The 16835-nt window shown below is 63.6% G+C and carries 22 protein-coding genes; 18 read left to right on the forward strand and 4 right to left on the reverse strand.

The features are described 5' to 3' along the window. Positions 1-8: 8 nt before the first annotated feature. Entirely contained in the window at positions 9-755 is a 747-nt protein-coding gene (gpmA, locus tag BRPE64_RS00935; protein ID WP_016344117.1) for a 2,3-diphosphoglycerate-dependent phosphoglycerate mutase, read from the reverse strand. A gap of 182 nt (positions 756-937) precedes the next feature. On the opposite strand from gpmA, the gene BRPE64_RS00940 reads away from it, so the two are divergent. The 5 genes from BRPE64_RS00940 to BRPE64_RS00960 all read left to right on the forward strand — a co-directional run bounded on the left by BRPE64_RS00940 (position 938) and on the right by BRPE64_RS00960 (position 3767). Beyond that, on the forward strand, positions 938-1363 hold the full coding sequence (locus tag BRPE64_RS00940) for a rhodanese-like domain-containing protein (protein WP_044041038.1): 426 nt from the start codon (positions 938-940) through the stop codon (positions 1361-1363). After that, positions 1360-1620 carry a glutaredoxin 3 gene (gene grxC / locus BRPE64_RS00945; RefSeq protein ID WP_016344119.1) on the forward strand — a complete coding sequence of 87 codons (261 nt, stop codon included), beginning with the start codon at positions 1360-1362 and terminating at the stop codon, positions 1618-1620. Before BRPE64_RS00940 ends, grxC begins: the two co-directional genes overlap by 4 nt. A gap of 71 nt (positions 1621-1691) precedes the next feature. After that, positions 1692-2162 (forward strand): protein-export chaperone SecB, encoded by a 471-nt coding sequence (gene secB / locus BRPE64_RS00950; RefSeq protein ID WP_016344120.1) that lies wholly within the window; start codon positions 1692-1694, stop codon positions 2160-2162. Between the two features lie 34 nt (positions 2163-2196). Then, on the forward strand, positions 2197-3195 hold the full coding sequence (locus BRPE64_RS00955; RefSeq protein WP_016344121.1) for an NAD(P)H-dependent glycerol-3-phosphate dehydrogenase: 999 nt from the start codon (positions 2197-2199) through the stop codon (positions 3193-3195). 41 nt (positions 3196-3236) lie between these two features. Next, complete coding sequence (locus BRPE64_RS00960; protein ID WP_016344122.1) at positions 3237-3767, forward strand: O-acetyl-ADP-ribose deacetylase; 531 nt, start codon at positions 3237-3239, stop codon at positions 3765-3767. On the opposite strand, the gene trmL is transcribed toward BRPE64_RS00960, so the two are convergent. Both trmL and BRPE64_RS00970 read right to left on the reverse strand, forming a co-directional pair. After that, a complete protein-coding gene (gene trmL, locus BRPE64_RS00965; protein ID WP_016344123.1) occupies positions 3740-4210 on the reverse strand; it encodes a tRNA (uridine(34)/cytosine(34)/5-carboxymethylaminomethyluridine(34)-2'-O)-methyltransferase TrmL in 471 nt (156 codons plus the stop codon). The two genes, BRPE64_RS00960 and trmL, sit on opposite strands and share 28 nt — an antisense overlap. Positions 4211-4232: 22 nt before the next feature. Beyond that, entirely contained in the window at positions 4233-5018 is a 786-nt protein-coding gene (locus tag BRPE64_RS00970; RefSeq protein ID WP_016344124.1) for a ComF family protein, read from the reverse strand. A gap of 150 nt (positions 5019-5168) precedes the next feature. On the opposite strand from BRPE64_RS00970, the gene BRPE64_RS00975 reads away from it, so the two are divergent. The 8 genes from BRPE64_RS00975 (at position 5169) to BRPE64_RS01010 (ending at position 12191) form a co-directional block, all read left to right on the forward strand. Beyond that, a complete protein-coding gene (locus BRPE64_RS00975; RefSeq protein WP_044041039.1) occupies positions 5169-6149 on the forward strand; it encodes a methyltransferase domain-containing protein in 981 nt (326 codons plus the stop codon). Positions 6150-6395: 246 nt separating this feature from the next. Further along, the gene (locus tag BRPE64_RS00980; RefSeq protein ID WP_044041868.1) at positions 6396-6869 is read left to right on the forward strand and encodes a DUF2244 domain-containing protein; all 474 of its coding nucleotides are present in this window, start codon (positions 6396-6398) and stop codon (positions 6867-6869) included. Positions 6870-6928: 59 nt separating this feature from the next. After that, positions 6929-8548, forward strand: a complete 1620-nt coding sequence (gene coxB, locus BRPE64_RS00985; protein ID WP_044041040.1) for a cytochrome c oxidase subunit II — start codon at positions 6929-6931, stop codon at positions 8546-8548. Between the two features lie 95 nt (positions 8549-8643). Beyond that, positions 8644-10254, forward strand: a complete 1611-nt coding sequence (gene ctaD, locus BRPE64_RS00990) for a cytochrome c oxidase subunit I (RefSeq protein ID WP_035497932.1) — start codon at positions 8644-8646, stop codon at positions 10252-10254. 66 nt (positions 10255-10320) lie between these two features. Continuing rightward, positions 10321-10461: a cytochrome oxidase small assembly protein gene (locus tag BRPE64_RS33385; protein ID WP_016344129.1), complete on the forward strand. Its 141-nt coding sequence runs from the start codon at positions 10321-10323 to the stop codon at positions 10459-10461. A 9-nt stretch (positions 10462-10470) separates the two neighbouring features. After that, on the forward strand, positions 10471-11043 hold the full coding sequence (locus tag BRPE64_RS01000) for a cytochrome c oxidase assembly protein (protein WP_016344130.1): 573 nt from the start codon (positions 10471-10473) through the stop codon (positions 11041-11043). 5 nt (positions 11044-11048) lie between these two features. Further along, positions 11049-11252, forward strand: coding sequence for a DUF2970 domain-containing protein (locus BRPE64_RS01005; protein ID WP_044041869.1), 204 nt, complete (start codon positions 11049-11051; stop codon positions 11250-11252). 81 nt (positions 11253-11333) lie between these two features. Continuing rightward, positions 11334-12191 (forward strand): cytochrome c oxidase subunit 3, encoded by an 858-nt coding sequence (locus tag BRPE64_RS01010; protein WP_016344132.1) that lies wholly within the window; start codon positions 11334-11336, stop codon positions 12189-12191. Between the two features lie 175 nt (positions 12192-12366). On the opposite strand, the gene BRPE64_RS01015 is transcribed toward BRPE64_RS01010, so the two are convergent. Continuing rightward, entirely contained in the window at positions 12367-12576 is a 210-nt protein-coding gene (locus BRPE64_RS01015) for a twin transmembrane helix small protein (RefSeq protein ID WP_016344133.1), read from the reverse strand. 124 nt (positions 12577-12700) lie between these two features. On the opposite strand from BRPE64_RS01015, the gene BRPE64_RS01020 reads away from it, so the two are divergent. Genes BRPE64_RS01020 through BRPE64_RS01040 form a run of 5 tightly spaced genes read left to right on the forward strand, consistent with a single transcriptional unit; the run spans position 12701 to position 16792 of the window. Further along, positions 12701-13462 carry an SURF1 family protein gene (locus BRPE64_RS01020; protein WP_016344134.1) on the forward strand — a complete coding sequence of 254 codons (762 nt, stop codon included), beginning with the start codon at positions 12701-12703 and terminating at the stop codon, positions 13460-13462. A 52-nt stretch (positions 13463-13514) separates the two neighbouring features. Then, the gene (locus tag BRPE64_RS01025) at positions 13515-14168 is read left to right on the forward strand and encodes an SCO family protein (protein WP_044041042.1); all 654 of its coding nucleotides are present in this window, start codon (positions 13515-13517) and stop codon (positions 14166-14168) included. Between the two features lie 12 nt (positions 14169-14180). Next, positions 14181-15290 (forward strand): COX15/CtaA family protein, encoded by a 1110-nt coding sequence (locus tag BRPE64_RS01030; RefSeq protein WP_016344136.1) that lies wholly within the window; start codon positions 14181-14183, stop codon positions 15288-15290. 9 nt (positions 15291-15299) lie between these two features. Next, positions 15300-16205 (forward strand): heme o synthase, encoded by a 906-nt coding sequence (gene cyoE, locus BRPE64_RS01035; RefSeq protein ID WP_016344137.1) that lies wholly within the window; start codon positions 15300-15302, stop codon positions 16203-16205. Next, complete coding sequence (locus BRPE64_RS01040) at positions 16202-16792, forward strand: SCO family protein (RefSeq protein ID WP_016344138.1); 591 nt, start codon at positions 16202-16204, stop codon at positions 16790-16792. The genes cyoE and BRPE64_RS01040 overlap by 4 nt, the downstream gene beginning before the upstream one ends. The last annotated feature ends 43 nt before the right edge of the window (positions 16793-16835 follow it).

The raw sequence follows: 16835 nt of genomic DNA on the forward strand, positions 1-16835 counted from the left end.
TCGCCCGGTCAGCCCGCCTTGCCCTGCTTGGCGACCGCGGCCTGCGCCGCCGCGATGGCTGCCGGGTCGCCCAGATAGTAGTGCTTGATGGGCTTCAGGTTCTCGTCGAGTTCGTAGACGAGCGGCACGCCGTTCGGGATGTTGAGCCCGACGATGTCGTCATCGGAAATATTGTCCAGATACTTGACCAGCGCGCGAATGGAATTGCCGTGCGCCGAGATCACGATCTGCTTGCCCGACTTGATGGCCGGCGCGATCGACTCGTTCCAGATGGGCAGCACGCGTGCCACGGTGTCTTTGAGGCACTCGGTGAGCGGCAGTTGCTCGCGCGGCACCTTCGCATAGCGCGGATCGTTGAACGACGCGCGTTCGTCGTCCGGTGCGAGCGCGGGCGGCGGCGTGTCGTAGCTGCGGCGCCAGACGAGCACCTGGTCGTCGCCGTATTTCTTCGCCGTTTCCGCCTTGTTGAGGCCCGCGAGCGCGCCGTAGTGCCGCTCGTTCAGGCGCCACGAATGCACGACCGGGATGTACATCTGGTCCATTTCGTCCTGAACGTGCCAGAGCGTGCGGATCGCGCGCTTCAGCACCGACGTGTAGGCGATGTCGAACGCGTAGCCGGCTTCCTTCAGCAGCACGCCCGCCTGGCGTGCCTCGCGGTTGCCCTGCTCGGTCAGGTCGACGTCGACCCAGCCGGTGAAGCGATTTTCCTTGTTCCACGTCGATTCGCCGTGGCGGATGAGCACGAGCTTGTACATGATTTCGGTCGGTCAGTTGGAAAAGCGGAGCGCCGATCGCCCCCTGTCATCCTGCCTGCGAGCGCGAGGCGCCGCCATCGGCCGGACGGCAGAGGCCATCGCGGGAAACGGTTATTTTATAATGCCCCGATTGCCCTCATTTCCCTTTCTTGTTTTCCTACTCAATTTCGGCGGCCCTCGACGTGAAGTTCTTCACTGATTACACGAATATCGCACTCATCGTCATCGCGCTCGTTTCCGGCGCGCTGCTCCTCTGGCCGGCCATTGCCCGGCGCGGGCGCGGCGGCATTTCCGCCGCCGAAGCCACTACGCTCATCAACCGCCGCAACGCCGTCGTGGTCGATCTGCGGCCCGCCGCGGAATTTGCGAAGGGCCATTTGCCGGCGGCGCGTAATATCGAGTTCGCGGAGATTCAAGCAAAAATCGGCCAGATCGCAAAGAATAAGAACAATCCGGTCGTTTTGGTGTGCCAGACCGGTCAACAATCGCAACGCGCGAGCCGCACCGTGTCTGAAGCGGGCTATGCCGAGGTCCACGTTCTGGAAGGCGGCCTTGACGCCTGGCAGAAGGCCGGCATGCCGGTGGTGAAACAAGGAGCAGTCAAGTGAAGAAGGTCCTGATGTACAGCACGGTCGTGTGCCCGTATTGCCAGATGGCCGAACGTCTTTTAAAGTCCCGCGGGGTCGAAGCTATTGAAAAGGTTCTGATCGACCGCGAGCCCGGCCGCCGCGAGGAAATGATGACACGCACCGGCCGCCGCACCGTGCCGCAGGTTTATATCGGCGACACGCATGTCGGCGGCTACGACGATCTTTCCGCGCTCGACCGCAAGGGCGGCCTCGTGCCGCTGCTCGAATCAGCCTGACGAACACCACGCATGGCGGCGCCCGCTTCAGCCGAATCGGCGCCGCCTACGGAATTACCTAGGAAATCAACATGTCCGACGACAACAACCAGCCGTTTTTCAACATCCAGCGCATCTACCTGAAGGACATGTCGCTCGAGCAGCCGAATTCGCCCGGCATCTTCCTCGAGCAGGACATGCCGTCGGTGGAAGTCGAGGTCGACGTGAAGGCCGACCGCCTCGCCGAGAGCGTCTTCGAAGTGCTGGTGACGGGCACCGTCACGGCCAAGGTCACGGACAAGGTCGCGTTCCTGATCGAAGCGAAGCAGGCAGGCATCTTCGACATCCGCAACATCCCGGCCGAACAGATCGACCCGCTCGTCGGCATCGCATGCCCGACCATTCTGTTCCCGTACCTGCGCTCGAACATCGCCGATGCGATCACCCGCGCGGGCTTCCCGCCGATCCATCTCGCGGAAATCAACTTCCAGGCGCTGTACGAGCAGCGCATCGCCCAGATGGCGGGTGCGCAGGAAGGCGCGGCGAACGGCGCGACGCACTAACTTTTCCCCGAATCTGCCGGACCGGAGCCGAGCCATGAAAGTAGCCGTTCTCGGCGCCGGCGCCTGGGGCACCGCGCTTGCGGGCCACCTTGCGACCCGGCACGACACGAAGCTCTGGGCGCGCGATGCCGCGCTCATCGAATCTCTTTCCCGCGCGCACGAAAACACCCGCTATCTCGCGGGCGTGACGCTGCCGCCGACGCTCGCCTTCGAGGCGGACTTCGCGGCGGCGCTCGCGCACGCGGCGGCGGACGACGCGCTGTGCGTCGTCGCAACGCCTGTCGCCGGATTGCGCGCGCTATGCCGTTCGATGCGGCAGGCCGGCATCGTTCCGGCGCATATCGTCTGGCTCTGCAAAGGCTTCGAGGCCGACACGCAGTGCCTGCCCAATGAAGTCGTCGCGGCGGAACTGCCGGAGCATCGCAGCCACGGCACATTGTCCGGCCCGAGTTTCGCGCGCGAAGTGGGGCAGGGCTTGCCGGTTGCGCTGACGGTCGCGAGCGCATCGGCGGAACTGGGCGCGCGCACGGTCGCGGCGTTTCATCACGGCGCGATGCGCATCTATACCGGCGACGACATCATCGGCGTCGAAGTGGGCGGCGCGGTGAAGAACGTGCTCGCCATCGCCACCGGCATCTCAGACGGCCTGGGCCTCGGCCTGAACGCGCGCGCGGCGCTGATCACGCGCGGGCTTGCCGAGATGTCACGTCTGGGCGTCGCGCTCGGTGGGCGCGCCGAGACCTTCAACGGCCTGACCGGACTGGGCGATCTGATCCTCACCGCAACGGGCGACCTGTCGCGCAACCGCACCGTGGGCATGCAGCTCGCGAGCGGGCGCACGCTCGACGAAATCCTGGCGGCGCTCGGGCACGTCGCGGAAGGCGTGCGCTGTGCACGCGCGGTGCTGGCGCTCGCTCAGTCGCGCGGCATCGATATGCCGATCACCCAGGCGGTATGCCGCGTGCTCTTCGAGAACGTGACGCCGCGCGACGCCGTGCAGGCGTTGCTCAGCCGGGACGCGAAGGCCGAATAGCAGCAGCGCCCGCGGCATCCACGTGTGCACGGAGGTGCGAGATGGTCACGCTCGAGGCGAAGATCGCGGACATCACGACGCTCGACGTCGACGCGATCGTGAACGCGGCGAACAAATCGCTGCTCGGCGGCGGCGGGGTCGATGGCGCGATTCATCGCCGCGCGGGCAAAGGCTTGCTGCGCGAGTGCGAAACGCTGGGCGGCTGCGAAACCGGCGACGCGAAGATCACCGGCGGCTACGCACTACTCGCCAGGCACGTGATTCACGCGGTTGGCCCGCGTTGGAGCGGGGGCAATCGTCGTGAAACCGAACTGCTCGCGAATTGCTACCGGCGCTCGCTCGAACTCGCCGACGAAGCCGGCTGCGCGTCGATCGCCTTTCCCGCGATCAGTTGCGGCATCTATCACTTTCCGCTCGAACAGGCCGTGCCGATCGCGGTGCGCACGGTCATCGAGACCTTGCCTTCGACGCCTTCGATCAAGCACGTGATCTTCGCGTGCTTCCAGGACAACATGCTCGCGCTCTATCAAGCCGAACTCGACGCTCAGGCGCCGCCCTCGAAACCCGCCTGACGCCACGCTTCGAACGTCACGATCGCCACCGTGTTCGACAGGTTCAGGCTGCGATTGCCGGGACGCATCGGCAGACGCACGCGCTGCTCTGTCGGGAAGCGTTCGAGCAGATCCGGCGCGAGGCCGCGCGTCTCCGCGCCGAACACGAACCAGTCGCCGGAGCGGAACGCGTGATCGAAGAACGGCGTCGAGCCGCGCGTCGTGAACGCGAACATGCGCGTCGTATCGGGCGCTTCCTTCGCGAGGAACGCGTCCCAGTTCGCATGCACATTCATTTCGGCGTACTCGTGATAGTCGAGGCCGGCGCGACGCATCTTCGCGTCGTCGAGGGGAAAGCCGAGCGGCTCGATCAGATGCAGCCGCGCGCCGGTGTTCGCGCACAGGCGGATGACGTTGCCGGTGTTCGGCGGAATTTCGGGTTCGACGAGAACGACGTTGAACATGGATTGCAGAAGGTAAAGGAAGTTAGTCTTTCGGCGTGCGCAACGCCACGAAGTTGGTCACGCGCCGCGCGCCCGCGAACTTGAACGCGCGGGCGAGCGCGTCGAGCGTCGCGCCGGAGGTCATCACGTCATCGACAACGCCGATATGCCGGCCGCGCACATCGCCCGAAATGGCGAACGCGTTCGCGACGTTGCGGCGCCGCGTATCGAGATCGAGCCGCGATTGCGCCGACGTGTGCCGTACGCGCGCGATCAGCGATGCATCGCTGCGCACGCCCAGTCGGCGCGCAAGCGGCTGCGCGATCGCCCACGCCTGGTTGTAACCGCGCGCGATCAACCGCGGACGCGACAGCGGCACCGGCACGATCACATCCGGCCGTGGCAGGCCGCTGTCCTCGAATACGCGATGCAAATGCCGCGCGAACTCGGCGCCCGCCGCGAGCCGCGCGCGGAACTTCAGTTCGACGGCGAGCGTATCGAGCGGCGCGCGATAGTCGGCAAGCGCGAGCGTGTCGTTGAAAGCGGGCGGCGCCTCGAGGCACGCGGTGCAATGCGCGCGCACGTCCTCACGTTCGCGCCGCAGATACGACGCAGCCAGCGGCAGCGCACAGGTCGCGCAGCGCAGGCGCTGCTCGTTCCAGTACTGCGCGTCGCAACCACCGCACAGCAGCGCTTGCGACAAATTGCCACACAGCGCGCACTGACCCGGCAGCGCGGCGCGGGCGAGCTGGCGCGTGGCCGCCGCGAACTGGCGAACGCGCGCGGCGATGGGTATTTGAAACGAAAAACGGATGCTGTCGGCTTTCACGGGGCGTGACTCGGAAAAAACGCGGCCCGAAGTAACTAAACATGCGTATTCGTTGCGCTTCAGGAAGCTTTTATGCCTCGTATCAGCACTTCGCATGGGTCGTTTTCGGGATGACCGAGTATACTTCGCACTCTCCGCGAACAGATCGACATGTCCCCAACGCCCCCCAAAACTAGCCGTCCGGCCTATGATCCGCGCCGTTTGCGCGCGATCTTCGATGGCCGAGCCGCCGCCTTCGACGAGGTCGCGTTTCTGCCGCGCGAAATCGCGGAGCGCATGCGCGAGCGGTTGCAATACATCAAGGTTGCGCCGACGCGCATCCTCGATGCGGCGTGCGGCGTCGGTGCGGACCTGGGTCCTTTGCGGGAGCGTTTTGCCGAAGCGTCGGTGACGGGTGTCGACGTTTCGTCCGCGATGCTCGCGCGTGCCCGCGTCGCGGAAGCCGCCGAGGCCGATGGCGGCGCAGGCTGGCGGCGCTTTCTGCCCTCGACGCTCGCCAAGGCGTTCGGCGCGCGCGGCCCGCAGCTCGCGCAGGCCGACTTCGCGGCGCTGCCGTTCGCATCGGGCGCGTTCGAATTGCTGTGGTCGAATCTCGCGCTGCACTGGCATGCGCGTCCCGACCTCGTCTTCCCCGAGTGGCAGCGCGTGCTGAAGGTCAACGGCCTGCTGATGTTCAGCACGTTCGGCCCCGACACCCTGCGCGAGCTCGCCGCCGCCTATCGCGAGGCGGAGCGCACGCTGGGTCTCGCGCCCGTGCCGCACACGATCGATTTCGTCGACATGCACGATCTCGGCGACATGCTCGTGGAGAGCGGCTTCGAAATTCCGGTGATGGATCAGGAGGTGCTGACCATCACGTACAAATCGCCCGAATCGCTGCTCGCCGACGTGGCGCGCTGGGGCGCGTATCCGTTCGAGCGCGCATACGAGGGCGGCCGTGCGGAGACGCGCGCCGTGCGCGACGCGGTTCATCTGGCGCTGGACGCGCGGCGTCGCGACGACGGCACGATCCCGCTGAATTTCGAAGTGATCTACGGCCACGCATGGAAGGCGATTCCGCGCACGACGCCGGAAGGACACGGCATCGTGCGGCTGGACGATATCGGCCGGGGTCCGAGAAGAAACCGGTGAACGGATTCGCAGCAGCGGTAAAGAGGGCGGCGGTTATGTCTGAAATTTGCGCGGAAAAGACGCGCAAAAAGGTGCGTCAAAAAGGCGCAGAAGCTTGTGGCGCTTGGCTTTGCGAGGTTACGACCCTTGCTTGTGGATGCCACCCAAGACGCCTATAATGCGTCAGTTTGTCGCCCGGAAGGACACAAATTTGGGCGAATTCCGAGCAAAAGTATGTGATTGCGTGCGGATCTGATGGAGGCAGCGATGCAGGCCAGCCAGACGCTGACAGATTCGGAGCCGGTCATCAAAGACTGGCTGATGAAGCGAAACTGCTCGGTATCGCCACGGCAGTTCGTGGGCTTCTATCTGTCGCTTGCGCTGTTTTCGCTGGCAATCGCAACGCCGCTGTTTTTGAACGGCGCCTGGCTGGTGCTGCCGTTCACCGGAGTCGAGCTGACGGTCGTGGGCGTCGCGTTCGTGATTTACGCGCGCCATGCCGTCGATTTCGAACGAATCCGGCTGTATCAAAACCGGTTGTTGATCGAACAGATGAATGCCGAAGAGCTGACGCAGTTCGAGTTCAACCCGCGCTGGGTGCGGGTCGAAGCGGGCGCGACGCCGAGGGAACCGCTCACGATCGTATCGCGCGGTCAATCGGTGAAAATCGGACAACACCTTGCACAGCATCGTCGCGAACAGTTTGCTGCCGAGTTGCGGGCGTCGCTCAGATGTCGCTGATGCGCGCCTTGGAGAGGAGCCGGCAGCAGCGCGGTGCCCACGGGGGGTCGAGGGTTTGAATGGAAAATTTGGGTAAGGATGCTATGAAAACAATCAAGCGAGCCCTCTCGGGCGTGCTGGCGGCAGGCGCACTGCTGAACGCCGGCGTAGCCCTGGCGGTCAGCGACAGCCCTGGCGGTCCTCGTGTGAACGAGATCAACTTCCAGCAGCCTGTGACGAAGATCGCCGAGGAGCTCTACGGCCTCCATATCTTCATGCTCATCATCTGTACCGTCATTTTTCTTGGCGTGTTCGGGGTGATGTTCTATTCGCTCGTCAAGCACCGCAAGTCCAAGGGCTTCAAGCCGGCCAATTTCCACGAAAGCACCACGGTCGAAATCATCTGGACGATCGTGCCGTTCATCATCGTCGTTCTGATGGCGCTGCCCGCGACGAAGGCCGTCGTCGCGATGAAGGACACGTCCAACGCCGATCTCACCGTCAAGGTCACCGGCTATCAGTGGAAGTGGGGCTACGACTACGTGAAGGGCCCGGGCGAAGGCATCAACTTCCTCTCGACGCTTTCCACGCCGCGCAGCGAAGTGAACGGCCAGAAGCCGATCTCCAATCTTTATCTGCAGGAAGTCGACAACCCACTCGTCGTGCCGGTCGACAAGAAGATCCGCATCATCACCACGGCGAACGACGTCGTGCACTCGTGGTACGTGCCGGCGTTCGGCGTGAAGCAGGATGCCATTCCCGGCTTCGTGCGCGACACCTGGTTCAAGGCCGAGAAGGTGGGTACGTATCGCGGCTTCTGTACGGAACTGTGCGGCAAGGAGCACGCGTACATGCCGGTGGTCGTCGAAGTGCTGTCGGCTGACGACTACGCGAAATGGGTCGACGCGCAAAAGAAGAAGATGGCTGCAGGCGCCGACGATCCGCTCAAGACCTACACCATGGAAGAGCTGAAGGCGCGTGGCCAGCAGGTCTACACGTCGAACTGCGCGGTCTGCCACCAGCCGACCGGCAAGGGCGCGGGCCAGTTCCCGGCGCTCGACGGCTCGAAGATCGCGAACGGCTCGATCGCCGACCATCTGAATATCGTGCTGCACGGCAAGGGCGCGATGCCGCCGTGGCAGGGCGTGCTGAACGACGTCGAAATCGCTTCGGTCGTCACGTTCGAGCGCAACAACTGGGGCAACCACACCGGCGATCTGCTCCAGCCGAAACAGGTGATCGACGCCAAGGCAGGCAAGATGCCCGAAGGCGGCGGTCAGAAGGCGGCGGGCGGCGAAGCGGCCAGCGCACCGGAAGCGGCATCGGCGGCGCCGGCTGCAGCCGAAGCGAGCGCACCGGCCGCAGCGCAGGCCGGGCAGTCCGCCGGCTTGCCCGCCAGCATCTACTTCGAGACGGGCAAGGACGCACTGCCCGCCGACGCGAATAACGCGGTGCAAGCGGCCGCAGCCTACGCAAAGGCGCATCCCGACGCGAAGCTCGCGTTGTCCGGCTTCACGGATGCAACCGGCAACGCCGACCTCAACGCCGATCTCGCCAAGCGGCGCGCGCAGGCAGTGCGCGATGCGCTGAAGGCAGCAGGCGTGTCGGAAGACCGCATCGTGCTGAAGAAGCCCGAGTCCGTTACGGGCGGCACCGATGCGAAAGAAGCACGTCGCGTGGAAATCAGTCCGGCTGCTTGACATGTCTCTCGCGCTCTTCGTTCGCCCGTCAAGGCAACCGAAGAGCCGCAAGATGAGCCAAGTGCCCCGAGTATTCGCTTTAGGAGATGATTGTCATGTCTAGCATCGGACACGATGTAGGCGCAGGTCACGACCACGCGCACGACCATGCGCACGAGACCCCGCATGGCTGGCGCCGTTGGCTGTTCGCCACCAACCACAAGGACATCGGTACGCTGTACCTGTTGTTCTCCTTCATCATGTTCCTCTCCGGAGGCGTGATGGCGCTCGGCATCCGTGCCGAGCTGTTCGAGCCGGGCCTGCAGATCATGCGCCCCGAGTTCTTCAATCAGCTGACCACCATGCACGGCCTCATCATGGTGTTCGGCGCGATCATGCCGGCGTTCGTCGGCTTCGCGAACTGGATGGTGCCGCTGCAGATCGGCGCATCGGACATGGCGTTCGCGCGCATGAACAACTTCAGCTTCTGGCTGCTGCCGGCCGCGGCCGTGCTGCTCGTCGGCTCGTTCTTCGTGCCGGGCGGCGCCACCGCCGCAGGCTGGACGCTCTACGCGCCGCTCTCCACGCAGATGGGCCCGGGCATGGACTTCGCGATTTTCGCGGTCCACATCATGGGTGCGTCGTCGATCATGGGCGGCATCAACATCGTCGTGACCATTCTGAACATGCGCGCGCCGGGCATGACGCTCATGAAGATGCCGATGTTCGCGTGGACGTGGCTCATCACCGCGTATCTGCTGATCGCCGTGATGCCGGTTCTGGCAGGCGCCATCACCATGGTGCTGTTCGATCGTCACTTCGGCACGTCGTTCTTCAACGCGGCGGGCGGCGGCGATCCGGTCATGTACCAGCACATCTTCTGGTTCTTCGGTCACCCCGAGGTGTACATCATGATCTTGCCGGCGTTCGGGATCGTGTCGCAGGTGATTCCGGCGTTCTCGCGCAAGCCGCTGTTCGGCTATAGCTCGATGGTGTACGCAACCGCATCGATCGCGATTCTGTCGTTCATGGTGTGGGCGCACCACATGTTCGCGACCGGCATGCCGGTGACGGGCCAACTGTTCTTCATGTACGCGACCATGCTGATCGCCGTGCCGACGGGCGTGAAGGTGTTCAACTGGGTCGCGACGATGTGGCGCGGCGCGCTGTCCTTCGAAACGCCGATGCTTTTCGCGATCGGCTTCCTGTTCGTGTTCACGATGGGCGGCTTCACGGGCCTGATCCTGTCGATGGCGCCGCTCGACATCCAGATGCACGGCACTTACTACGTGGTGGCGCACTTCCACTACGTGCTGGTGGCGGGTTCGCTGTTCGCGCTGTTCTCGGGCTGGTACTACTGGGCGCCGAAGTGGACGGGCTGGATGTACAACGAAATGCGCGGGAAGATTCACTTCTGGGCGTCGATGATCTTCTTCAACATCACGTTCTTCCCGATGCACTTCCTGGGCCTCGCCGGCATGCCGCGCCGCTATGCGGACTACCCGGCGCAGTTCACGGACTTCAACCAGGTCGCGACCATCGGCGCATTCGGCTTCGGCTTGGCGCAGGTGTACTTCCTGTTCGCGGTTGCGCTGCCCACTTATCGCGGCGGCGGCGAGCTTGAAAAGGCGAGCGACAAGCCGTGGGATGGTGCGGAAGGCCTCGAATGGACCGTGCCGAGCCCGGCGCCGTTCCATACGTTCGAGCATCCGCCGACGGTTGAATAATTAGTCATTCGGTCTGCGAGGCTTCCTGAAAGCGAAGCCTCGCAGCCTGGCATCACAAGAGAAAGCATGACCCTGGATCCACAAAAAAGACGCACGCCCGAGGAAATCCGCGCGGGCAACAAGCGGCTCGGAATCGTCATGGTGTTGATCGCCGCCGTTTTCTTTGTGGGTATCGTCGTCAGGCAATACCTGTTGTCGCGAGGGTAGGTAAGCCAAGTGTCCAGTCAGCCGCAAAATCCGCAGGTCGACCGCTCGTTCAACCGGTCGATGCTGGTGAAGCTCTTCGTCGTGGCGGCGCTGATGTTCGGCTTCGGCTTCGCGCTCGTGCCGATGTACAAGGCGATCTGCCAGATCACCGGCATCAACAATCTCGTGCAGCGCGATGTCGGCGCGCGCGAGGCGAAGAATACGCAGGTCGATGCGAGCCGCACGGTGTCAATCGAGTTCGATGCGAACGCGCGCGGCCCGCTGCAGTTCAAGCCGGAACAGAACGCGCTGGACATTCATCCCGGCGAAGTCATGACGGTGATGTATCAGGTGACCAACGAGCAGAACCGCACGGTGAAGGCGCAGGCAATTCCGAGCTATGCGCCCAAGCAGGCCACCGAGTATTTCAAGAAGATCGAATGCTTCTGCTTCACGCAGCAGACGCTCGGGCCGAACGAAACGAAGCGCATGCCGGTGGTGTTCGTCGTCGATCCGAAGCTGCCGAAGGACGTCAAGACGATCACGCTGTCGTACACATTCTTCGAACTGGACGCGCCGAAGTCTGTGGCCAAGGGATCGTGACGGCGATGAGTGCGGACATGCGGAACAAAGGCGGCTTCCTGAAGCTCGTGAAGGCGGTGTTCTGGTCGTTCTTCGGGGTGCGGCGGCGCGCGGATCTGGAGAACGATGCGGCGCAACTGAACCCGCTGCATCTGATCGCGGCGGGCATTATCGGCGCGGTGTTATTCATCGTCGTGTTGCTGCTGATCGTGCGCGCTGTGGTGGGATAAGTCTGTCACGCCGGGCGCTCGGGTCGGACGCGCGGCGGCATAAGAAAATTCAAGCAACTGGATCGAAGTGGAGAATCAACAATGAGCGGTCAAAACGAGAGCCCGTACTATTTCGTGCCGCATCCGTCGCGGCATCCGGTCATGGCCGCAAGCGGTTTGCTGATCATGCTTGCGTCGCTGGCGTCGTGGGTGAACGGGCACACCTTCGGTCCGGTCGGCACCTTCATCGGCCTGCTGTTCGTGCTGTTCGTGCTGTGGCACTGGTTCGGCGACGCGATCGGCGAATCCGAAGGCGGCATGTACGGCAAGCGCGTCGACGTGTCGTATCGCTGGAGCATGAGCTGGTTCATCTTCTCCGAAGTGATGTTCTTCGCGGCGTTCTTCGGCGCGCTGTTCTACGCGCGCGCCATCGCAATGCACGAACTCGGCAGCCTCGATTACAAGCTAATCTGGCCAGACTTCACCGCCGTCTGGCCGAACAACGGTCCCGCCGCGCTCGTGCCGCATTTCCGCGCGATGGTGCCGTGGCCGCTGCCGACCATCAACACGGCGCTGCTGCTGTCCTCGGGCGCGACGCTGACCGTGGCACACCATGCGCTGCGTGAAGATCATCGCAAGAAAGCGATCATCTGGCTCGGCGCGACCGTGCTGCTCGGCATGATCTTCCTGTTCTGCCAGGGCTACGAATATTTCCACGCGTACAACGAACTGAACCTCACGCTCACGTCCGGCGTGTACGGCTCGACGTTCTTCCTGCTGACCGGCTTCCACGGCTTCCACGTGTTCCTGGGCGGTACGATGCTCGCCGTGGTGATGTTTCGCCTGATCCGCGGCCACTTCACGGCGGAGCACCACTTCGCGTTCGAAGGCGCGGCGTGGTACTGGCACTTTGTGGACGTCGTGTGGCTCGGGCTGTACGTCGTCGTCTACTGGCTGTAAGCGGGAATTCGGGCGTGCGCGCGGCGCCGCCCGTCAGAGCATGGAAGTCGTGACCAGCACGCCGCCCTCGATGAATCGCGGGGCGGCGTCGTCGTTTTGGAGAGGGCTTCGCGGCAATTTCGCGTGACTGCGAAGCGCGACAATTCGTCTCGTAGGGCGGAACCCGCGTGACGGGTTATCGTCCGAGAGGAATGCCGGTCGACTGGATCCAGCCCATCCAATGCGCGAACAGGATGAACAGGAACAGCGAGATCGACAGCCCGACGCGCATGGCGAGCGACCACACCATGCGCTTCGTCTTGCCGCGGTCGGTCATCATGAAGTAGAGCGCCGAGCCCAGGCTGCCGATGATAAGGATGAATGCAATAGCAACGATGATGTGCATGAAACCAGCCAGCGTTTTGCTCAGGAACCGCGTTGAGCAGTATTGAATTGAATCATCTCATTATCTCACTCGATGGAATGTGCCGTGTGCCGCCCAGGCGGATGCCGGCGGTAAGGTTTGCAGCATGAAGATTCGTTTTTGGCCCGCGCTTTTGATTTTGATCGTCGTCGCGGTGACGATGCGCCTGGGCTTCTGGCAACGCGACCGCGCGCATCAGAAGGAGGCGCTCAACGCGCAGATCGTCGCCTTCGAGCATGCGCCGGCGCAGCCGGTCGGCGTCGAGCCGATGCCGCTCAAGTCGATCGAGTTTCATCGTGTCGAGGCGCGCGGCGAGTTTTTGCCGGAGCGGGTCGTGTATCTGGACAATCGTCCGTATAACGACCAGCCAGGCTTTTATGTCGTGATGCCGCTTAAACTCGAGGGTGGCGGCTATGTCCTCGTGAATCGCGGCTGGCTGCCGCGCAATCTCGCCGATCGTACGGGCATCGAGCCGTACGAGACGCCGAAGGGCCTCGTCGATGTACAGGGCATCGCGCGCGCGAATGCGTCGCAGGCGTTCGAACTGGGCAGCGGCGGATCGGCGGCGCACAAGGAAATTCGCCAGAACCTGGACATCCGCTCGTATGCCGCCGAAACCGGACTCGCATTTCAGCCGTTCGTGATTCAGCAGACGAACAACACCGGCGACAAACTCGTGCGCGACTGGCCCGCGCCGACGCTCGGTGTCGAGCGCAACTACGGCTACATGTTCCAGTGGTGGGGCATGGCGGCCGCGGCCATCGCGTTCGGCCTGTATGCCGCGTGCCGCGCCGCCAAAAAAGGCGACGCACGCAACGAAGGCGACGAGGCCGACGAAGCCGACGAGGAAGCCGAAAACCACGCTTGAAACTTCGGGCGCACGCCGCGCCCGATCGACCGAACAGAGGCACGTCTCACCGATGCAATCACCACGCTCCACCGCCGCCGCCGACAAGACGGGCCCGCGGCAACGACAGGCCTCGAAAGGCTCCTGGCTCAACGGCCGCTGGATGCTCCTGCTGCTGGCGCTCGTGTGCGCCGCGCCGGTGATCGCGTCGTACCTGATGTACTACGTGTTCAAGCCGGCCGGCGGCACGTCGAGCTACGGCGCGTTGATCGAGCCGCAACGGCCGATTCCCGCGCAACTCGTCGTCACTGATGAAAGCGGGCAGCGCCTGCCGTTCAAATCGCTCGAAGGCAAATGGCTGATGGTGATCGTCAACGGCAGCGATTGCGACGAACAGTGCGCCACGCGCCTCTACTTCATGCGTCAGGTGCGTGCGCTGCAAAGCGGCGAGCGCGAGCGCGTCGTGAACGTCTGGCTGCGCACCGATGACAAACCGGTCTCCGACGTCCTCAAGACCGCCTATCCGCAGCCCGACACGCGTATGCTGGTCGCGGACGAAAAGGCGATCGCCGCGTGGCTGCCCGCGGGCGACGGCACGAAACTCACGGATCACATCTTTCTCGTCGATCCGAACGGCAATCTGATGATGCGCTTCCCGAAGAATCCCGATCCGAAGAAGATCAACGCGGATGTGGCGAAGCTGCTGAAATGGTCACGCATCGGCTGAAGGTAGACAGGCATGTTCTTACTGCAACTTGGTCTGATCGGCTTGTGCATTGCGCTGCTGCCGCTTTCCTACGTGTGGGTCAAAGCCGACGACGACAAATTCCGTAAGCTCGTCTGGCTCACGACCTTTCTGACGCTCGACCTCATCATGTTCGGCGGCTTCACGCGCCTGACCGATTCCGGTCTCGGCTGCCCCGACTGGCCGGGCTGCTACGGCACGTCGTCGCCGTTCATCGCGCATGCGCAGATCGCGGCCGCCTATCAGGCGATGCCCACCGGCCCCGTCAGCATGGTGAAGGCGTGGATCGAGATGCTGCACCGCTATTTCGCGATGGCGATCGGCGTGCTGATCATCGCGCAGATGGTGATTGCGTGGACGGCGCGCGTGAAGAAGCGTCCGCTGCACGTGTCGCCGTGGTGGCCGACGGGCATCCTGCTCCTGATCCTGCTGCAGGGCGCGTTCGGCGCGTGGACCGTCACGCTCAAGCTGCAGCCGGTGATCGTCACGACACATTTGCTGCTCGGACTTGCGCTGCTCGGCGTGCTCGGCTGGCTCGCGGCGCGCATGACGCCGATTCCGTCGCTCGACACCGCGGCCGCGCGCTGGATGCCTGCCGCCGCGTTCGGCCTGATCTTGCTTGTCGTGCAGATCGCGCTGGGCGGCTGGGTCAGCACGAACTACGCGGTGCTCGCGTGCACGGACTTTCCGCTGTGCAACGGCCAATGGGTTCCGCCGATGAACTTCGAGCACGGCTTTCACCTATGGCGCGCGCTCGGCATGACCGGCGACGGCGACGTGATCTCGCAGGACGCGCTCGTCGCGATTCACTGGACGCACCGCACGTTTGCGGTTGTCGTGGTGCTGTATCTGCTGTGGCTCGCGCTCAGACTGCGACGATTCGAATCGCTGCGCAAGCCAGCCAATGGCGTATTGTTGATGATCGTGATCCAGTTCCTGACCGGCATGTCGAACATCGTGCTGCAATGGCCGCTGCCCGTCGCGGTAGCCCATAATGGCGGGGCCGCGATCCTGTTGCTGCTGCTCGTTATGCTAAACTTTCGAATCTCTTCCAGCCGTCCCGGCCGCGCCGCAGTTCCCGCGCGCGACGTCGTTTCAGCGTGACTCCACATCATGGATAGCACGACACTACATTCCCCATTCGGCAGCCGCGTATCGCAATACATTGCGCTGACCAAGCCGCGCGTCACGCAGCTCGCCGTGTTTTGTGCCGTCATCGGCATGTTCCTGTCCACGCCGGGCATGGTGCCGTGGGACAGACTCATCGGCGGCGCGATCGGCATCTGGCTGCTGGCCGGCGCGGCGTTCGCAATCAACTGCCTCGTCGAGCAAAAAGTCGATGCAAAAATGCGCCGCACCGCATGGCGTCCGTCGGCGCGCGGGCAGATCACGTCGACACAAATTCTGACGTTCTCGGCGGTGCTCGGCGGCATCGGCATGTGGACGCTCTACACGTTCACCAATCCGCTCACGATGTGGCTCACCATCGCCACGTTCGTCGGCTATGCGGTTGTTTATACGTTGCTGCTCAAGCCGTTCACGCCGCAGAACATCGTGATCGGCGGCGCGTCCGGCGCCATGCCGCCCGCGCTCGGCTGGGCCGCCGTGACCGGCGCGCTTCCCGGCGACGCGTGGATTCTCGTGCTGATCATCTTCGTGTGGACGCCGCCGCATTTCTGGGCGCTCGCGCTGTATCGCCGCAAGGATTACGAAAACGCCGGCCTGCCGATGCTGCCGATCACGCACGGCGAGAAGTACACGCTGCTCAACATCTTCCTGTACACCCTCGTACTGTTCGCGGTCACGCTGATGCCGTATATCTCCGGCATGAGCGGCGTGGTGTATCTGGCGAGCGCGGTGGCGCTCGGCGCCGGGTTCATCGGCTATGCGTGGAAGATGTATCGCGAATACTCGGACGCACTCGCGCGCAGGACTTTCCGTTACTCGATCGTGTATCTGTCGCTGCTGTTCGGCGCGCTGCTCGTCGATCATTACGTCCGTACGGTGATCGGCGCATGATGGTCTTTCTGCGTCGTTTCTTTGCGCTGCTGGTTTTTGCGGCGCTGCTCTCCGCGTGCGAAAAAGCGCCGGACTTCAAGAACCTCGACATCACCGGGAACAAGCAGTTCGGCAGTGAATTCTCGCTGCCCGACACGCACGGCAAGACGCGCACCCTTGCAGACTTCAAGGGCAAAGCGGTTGTGTTGTTCTTCGGTTACACGCATTGCCCCGACGTCTGCCCGACGACGCTCGCCGAACTCTCGCAGGCGATGCAACAACTCGGCGACAAAGCGAAGGACGTGCAGGTGCTGATGGTCACCGTCGATCCGGCGCGCGACACGCCCGACTTGCTGGGCCAATACGTGGCGGCGTTCAATTCGTCGTATATCGGCTTGCGGCCGGCCAACGACGCGCAACTGGCGCAAGTGGCCAAAGACTTCCGCGTCTACTACGCGAAGTCGCAGGGCAAGACGCCCGGCGATTACACGATGGATCACACCGCCGCGAGCTATGTGTTCGACCGCGACGGCAAGCTGCGTCTGTTCGCGCGCGACGGTCAGGGCGTCGAGCCTTGGGTGCACGATCTCAAGTTGCTGATCGACTGATTGCGACTGAAGCGACAAGCGGCCCACTCGGGCCGCTTTTCAC

It is taken from the genome of Caballeronia insecticola (genome assembly GCF_000402035.1).
Lineage (GTDB): Bacteria > Pseudomonadota > Gammaproteobacteria > Burkholderiales > Burkholderiaceae > Caballeronia > Caballeronia insecticola.

Coding starts and splice junctions, on each gene's coding strand:
- BRPE64_RS33385 (WP_016344129.1), top strand. CDS start 10,321: ATGACCCTGGATCCACAAAAAAGACGCACGCCCGAGGAAATCCGCGCG.
- BRPE64_RS01030 (WP_016344136.1), top strand. CDS start 14,181: ATGTTCTTACTGCAACTTGGTCTGATCGGCTTGTGCATTGCGCTGCTG.
- BRPE64_RS01025 (WP_044041042.1), top strand. CDS start 13,515: ATGCAATCACCACGCTCCACCGCCGCCGCCGACAAGACGGGCCCGCGG.
- gpmA (WP_016344117.1), bottom strand. CDS start 755: ATGTACAAGCTCGTGCTCATCCGCCACGGCGAATCGACGTGGAACAAG.
- BRPE64_RS00980 (WP_044041868.1), top strand. CDS start 6,396: ATGCAGGCCAGCCAGACGCTGACAGATTCGGAGCCGGTCATCAAAGAC.
- trmL (WP_016344123.1), bottom strand. CDS start 4,210: ATGTTCAACGTCGTTCTCGTCGAACCCGAAATTCCGCCGAACACCGGC.
- BRPE64_RS00975 (WP_044041039.1), top strand. CDS start 5,169: ATGTCCCCAACGCCCCCCAAAACTAGCCGTCCGGCCTATGATCCGCGC.
- cyoE (WP_016344137.1), top strand. CDS start 15,300: ATGGATAGCACGACACTACATTCCCCATTCGGCAGCCGCGTATCGCAA.
- BRPE64_RS01020 (WP_016344134.1), top strand. CDS start 12,701: ATGAAGATTCGTTTTTGGCCCGCGCTTTTGATTTTGATCGTCGTCGCG.
- BRPE64_RS01015 (WP_016344133.1), bottom strand. CDS start 12,576: ATGCACATCATCGTTGCTATTGCATTCATCCTTATCATCGGCAGCCTG.
- BRPE64_RS01040 (WP_016344138.1), top strand. CDS start 16,202: ATGATGGTCTTTCTGCGTCGTTTCTTTGCGCTGCTGGTTTTTGCGGCG.
- BRPE64_RS00960 (WP_016344122.1), top strand. CDS start 3,237: ATGGTCACGCTCGAGGCGAAGATCGCGGACATCACGACGCTCGACGTC.
- BRPE64_RS01005 (WP_044041869.1), top strand. CDS start 11,049: ATGAGTGCGGACATGCGGAACAAAGGCGGCTTCCTGAAGCTCGTGAAG.
- coxB (WP_044041040.1), top strand. CDS start 6,929: ATGGAAAATTTGGGTAAGGATGCTATGAAAACAATCAAGCGAGCCCTC.
- BRPE64_RS00955 (WP_016344121.1), top strand. CDS start 2,197: ATGAAAGTAGCCGTTCTCGGCGCCGGCGCCTGGGGCACCGCGCTTGCG.
- secB (WP_016344120.1), top strand. CDS start 1,692: ATGTCCGACGACAACAACCAGCCGTTTTTCAACATCCAGCGCATCTAC.
- BRPE64_RS01010 (WP_016344132.1), top strand. CDS start 11,334: ATGAGCGGTCAAAACGAGAGCCCGTACTATTTCGTGCCGCATCCGTCG.
- ctaD (WP_035497932.1), top strand. CDS start 8,644: ATGTCTAGCATCGGACACGATGTAGGCGCAGGTCACGACCACGCGCAC.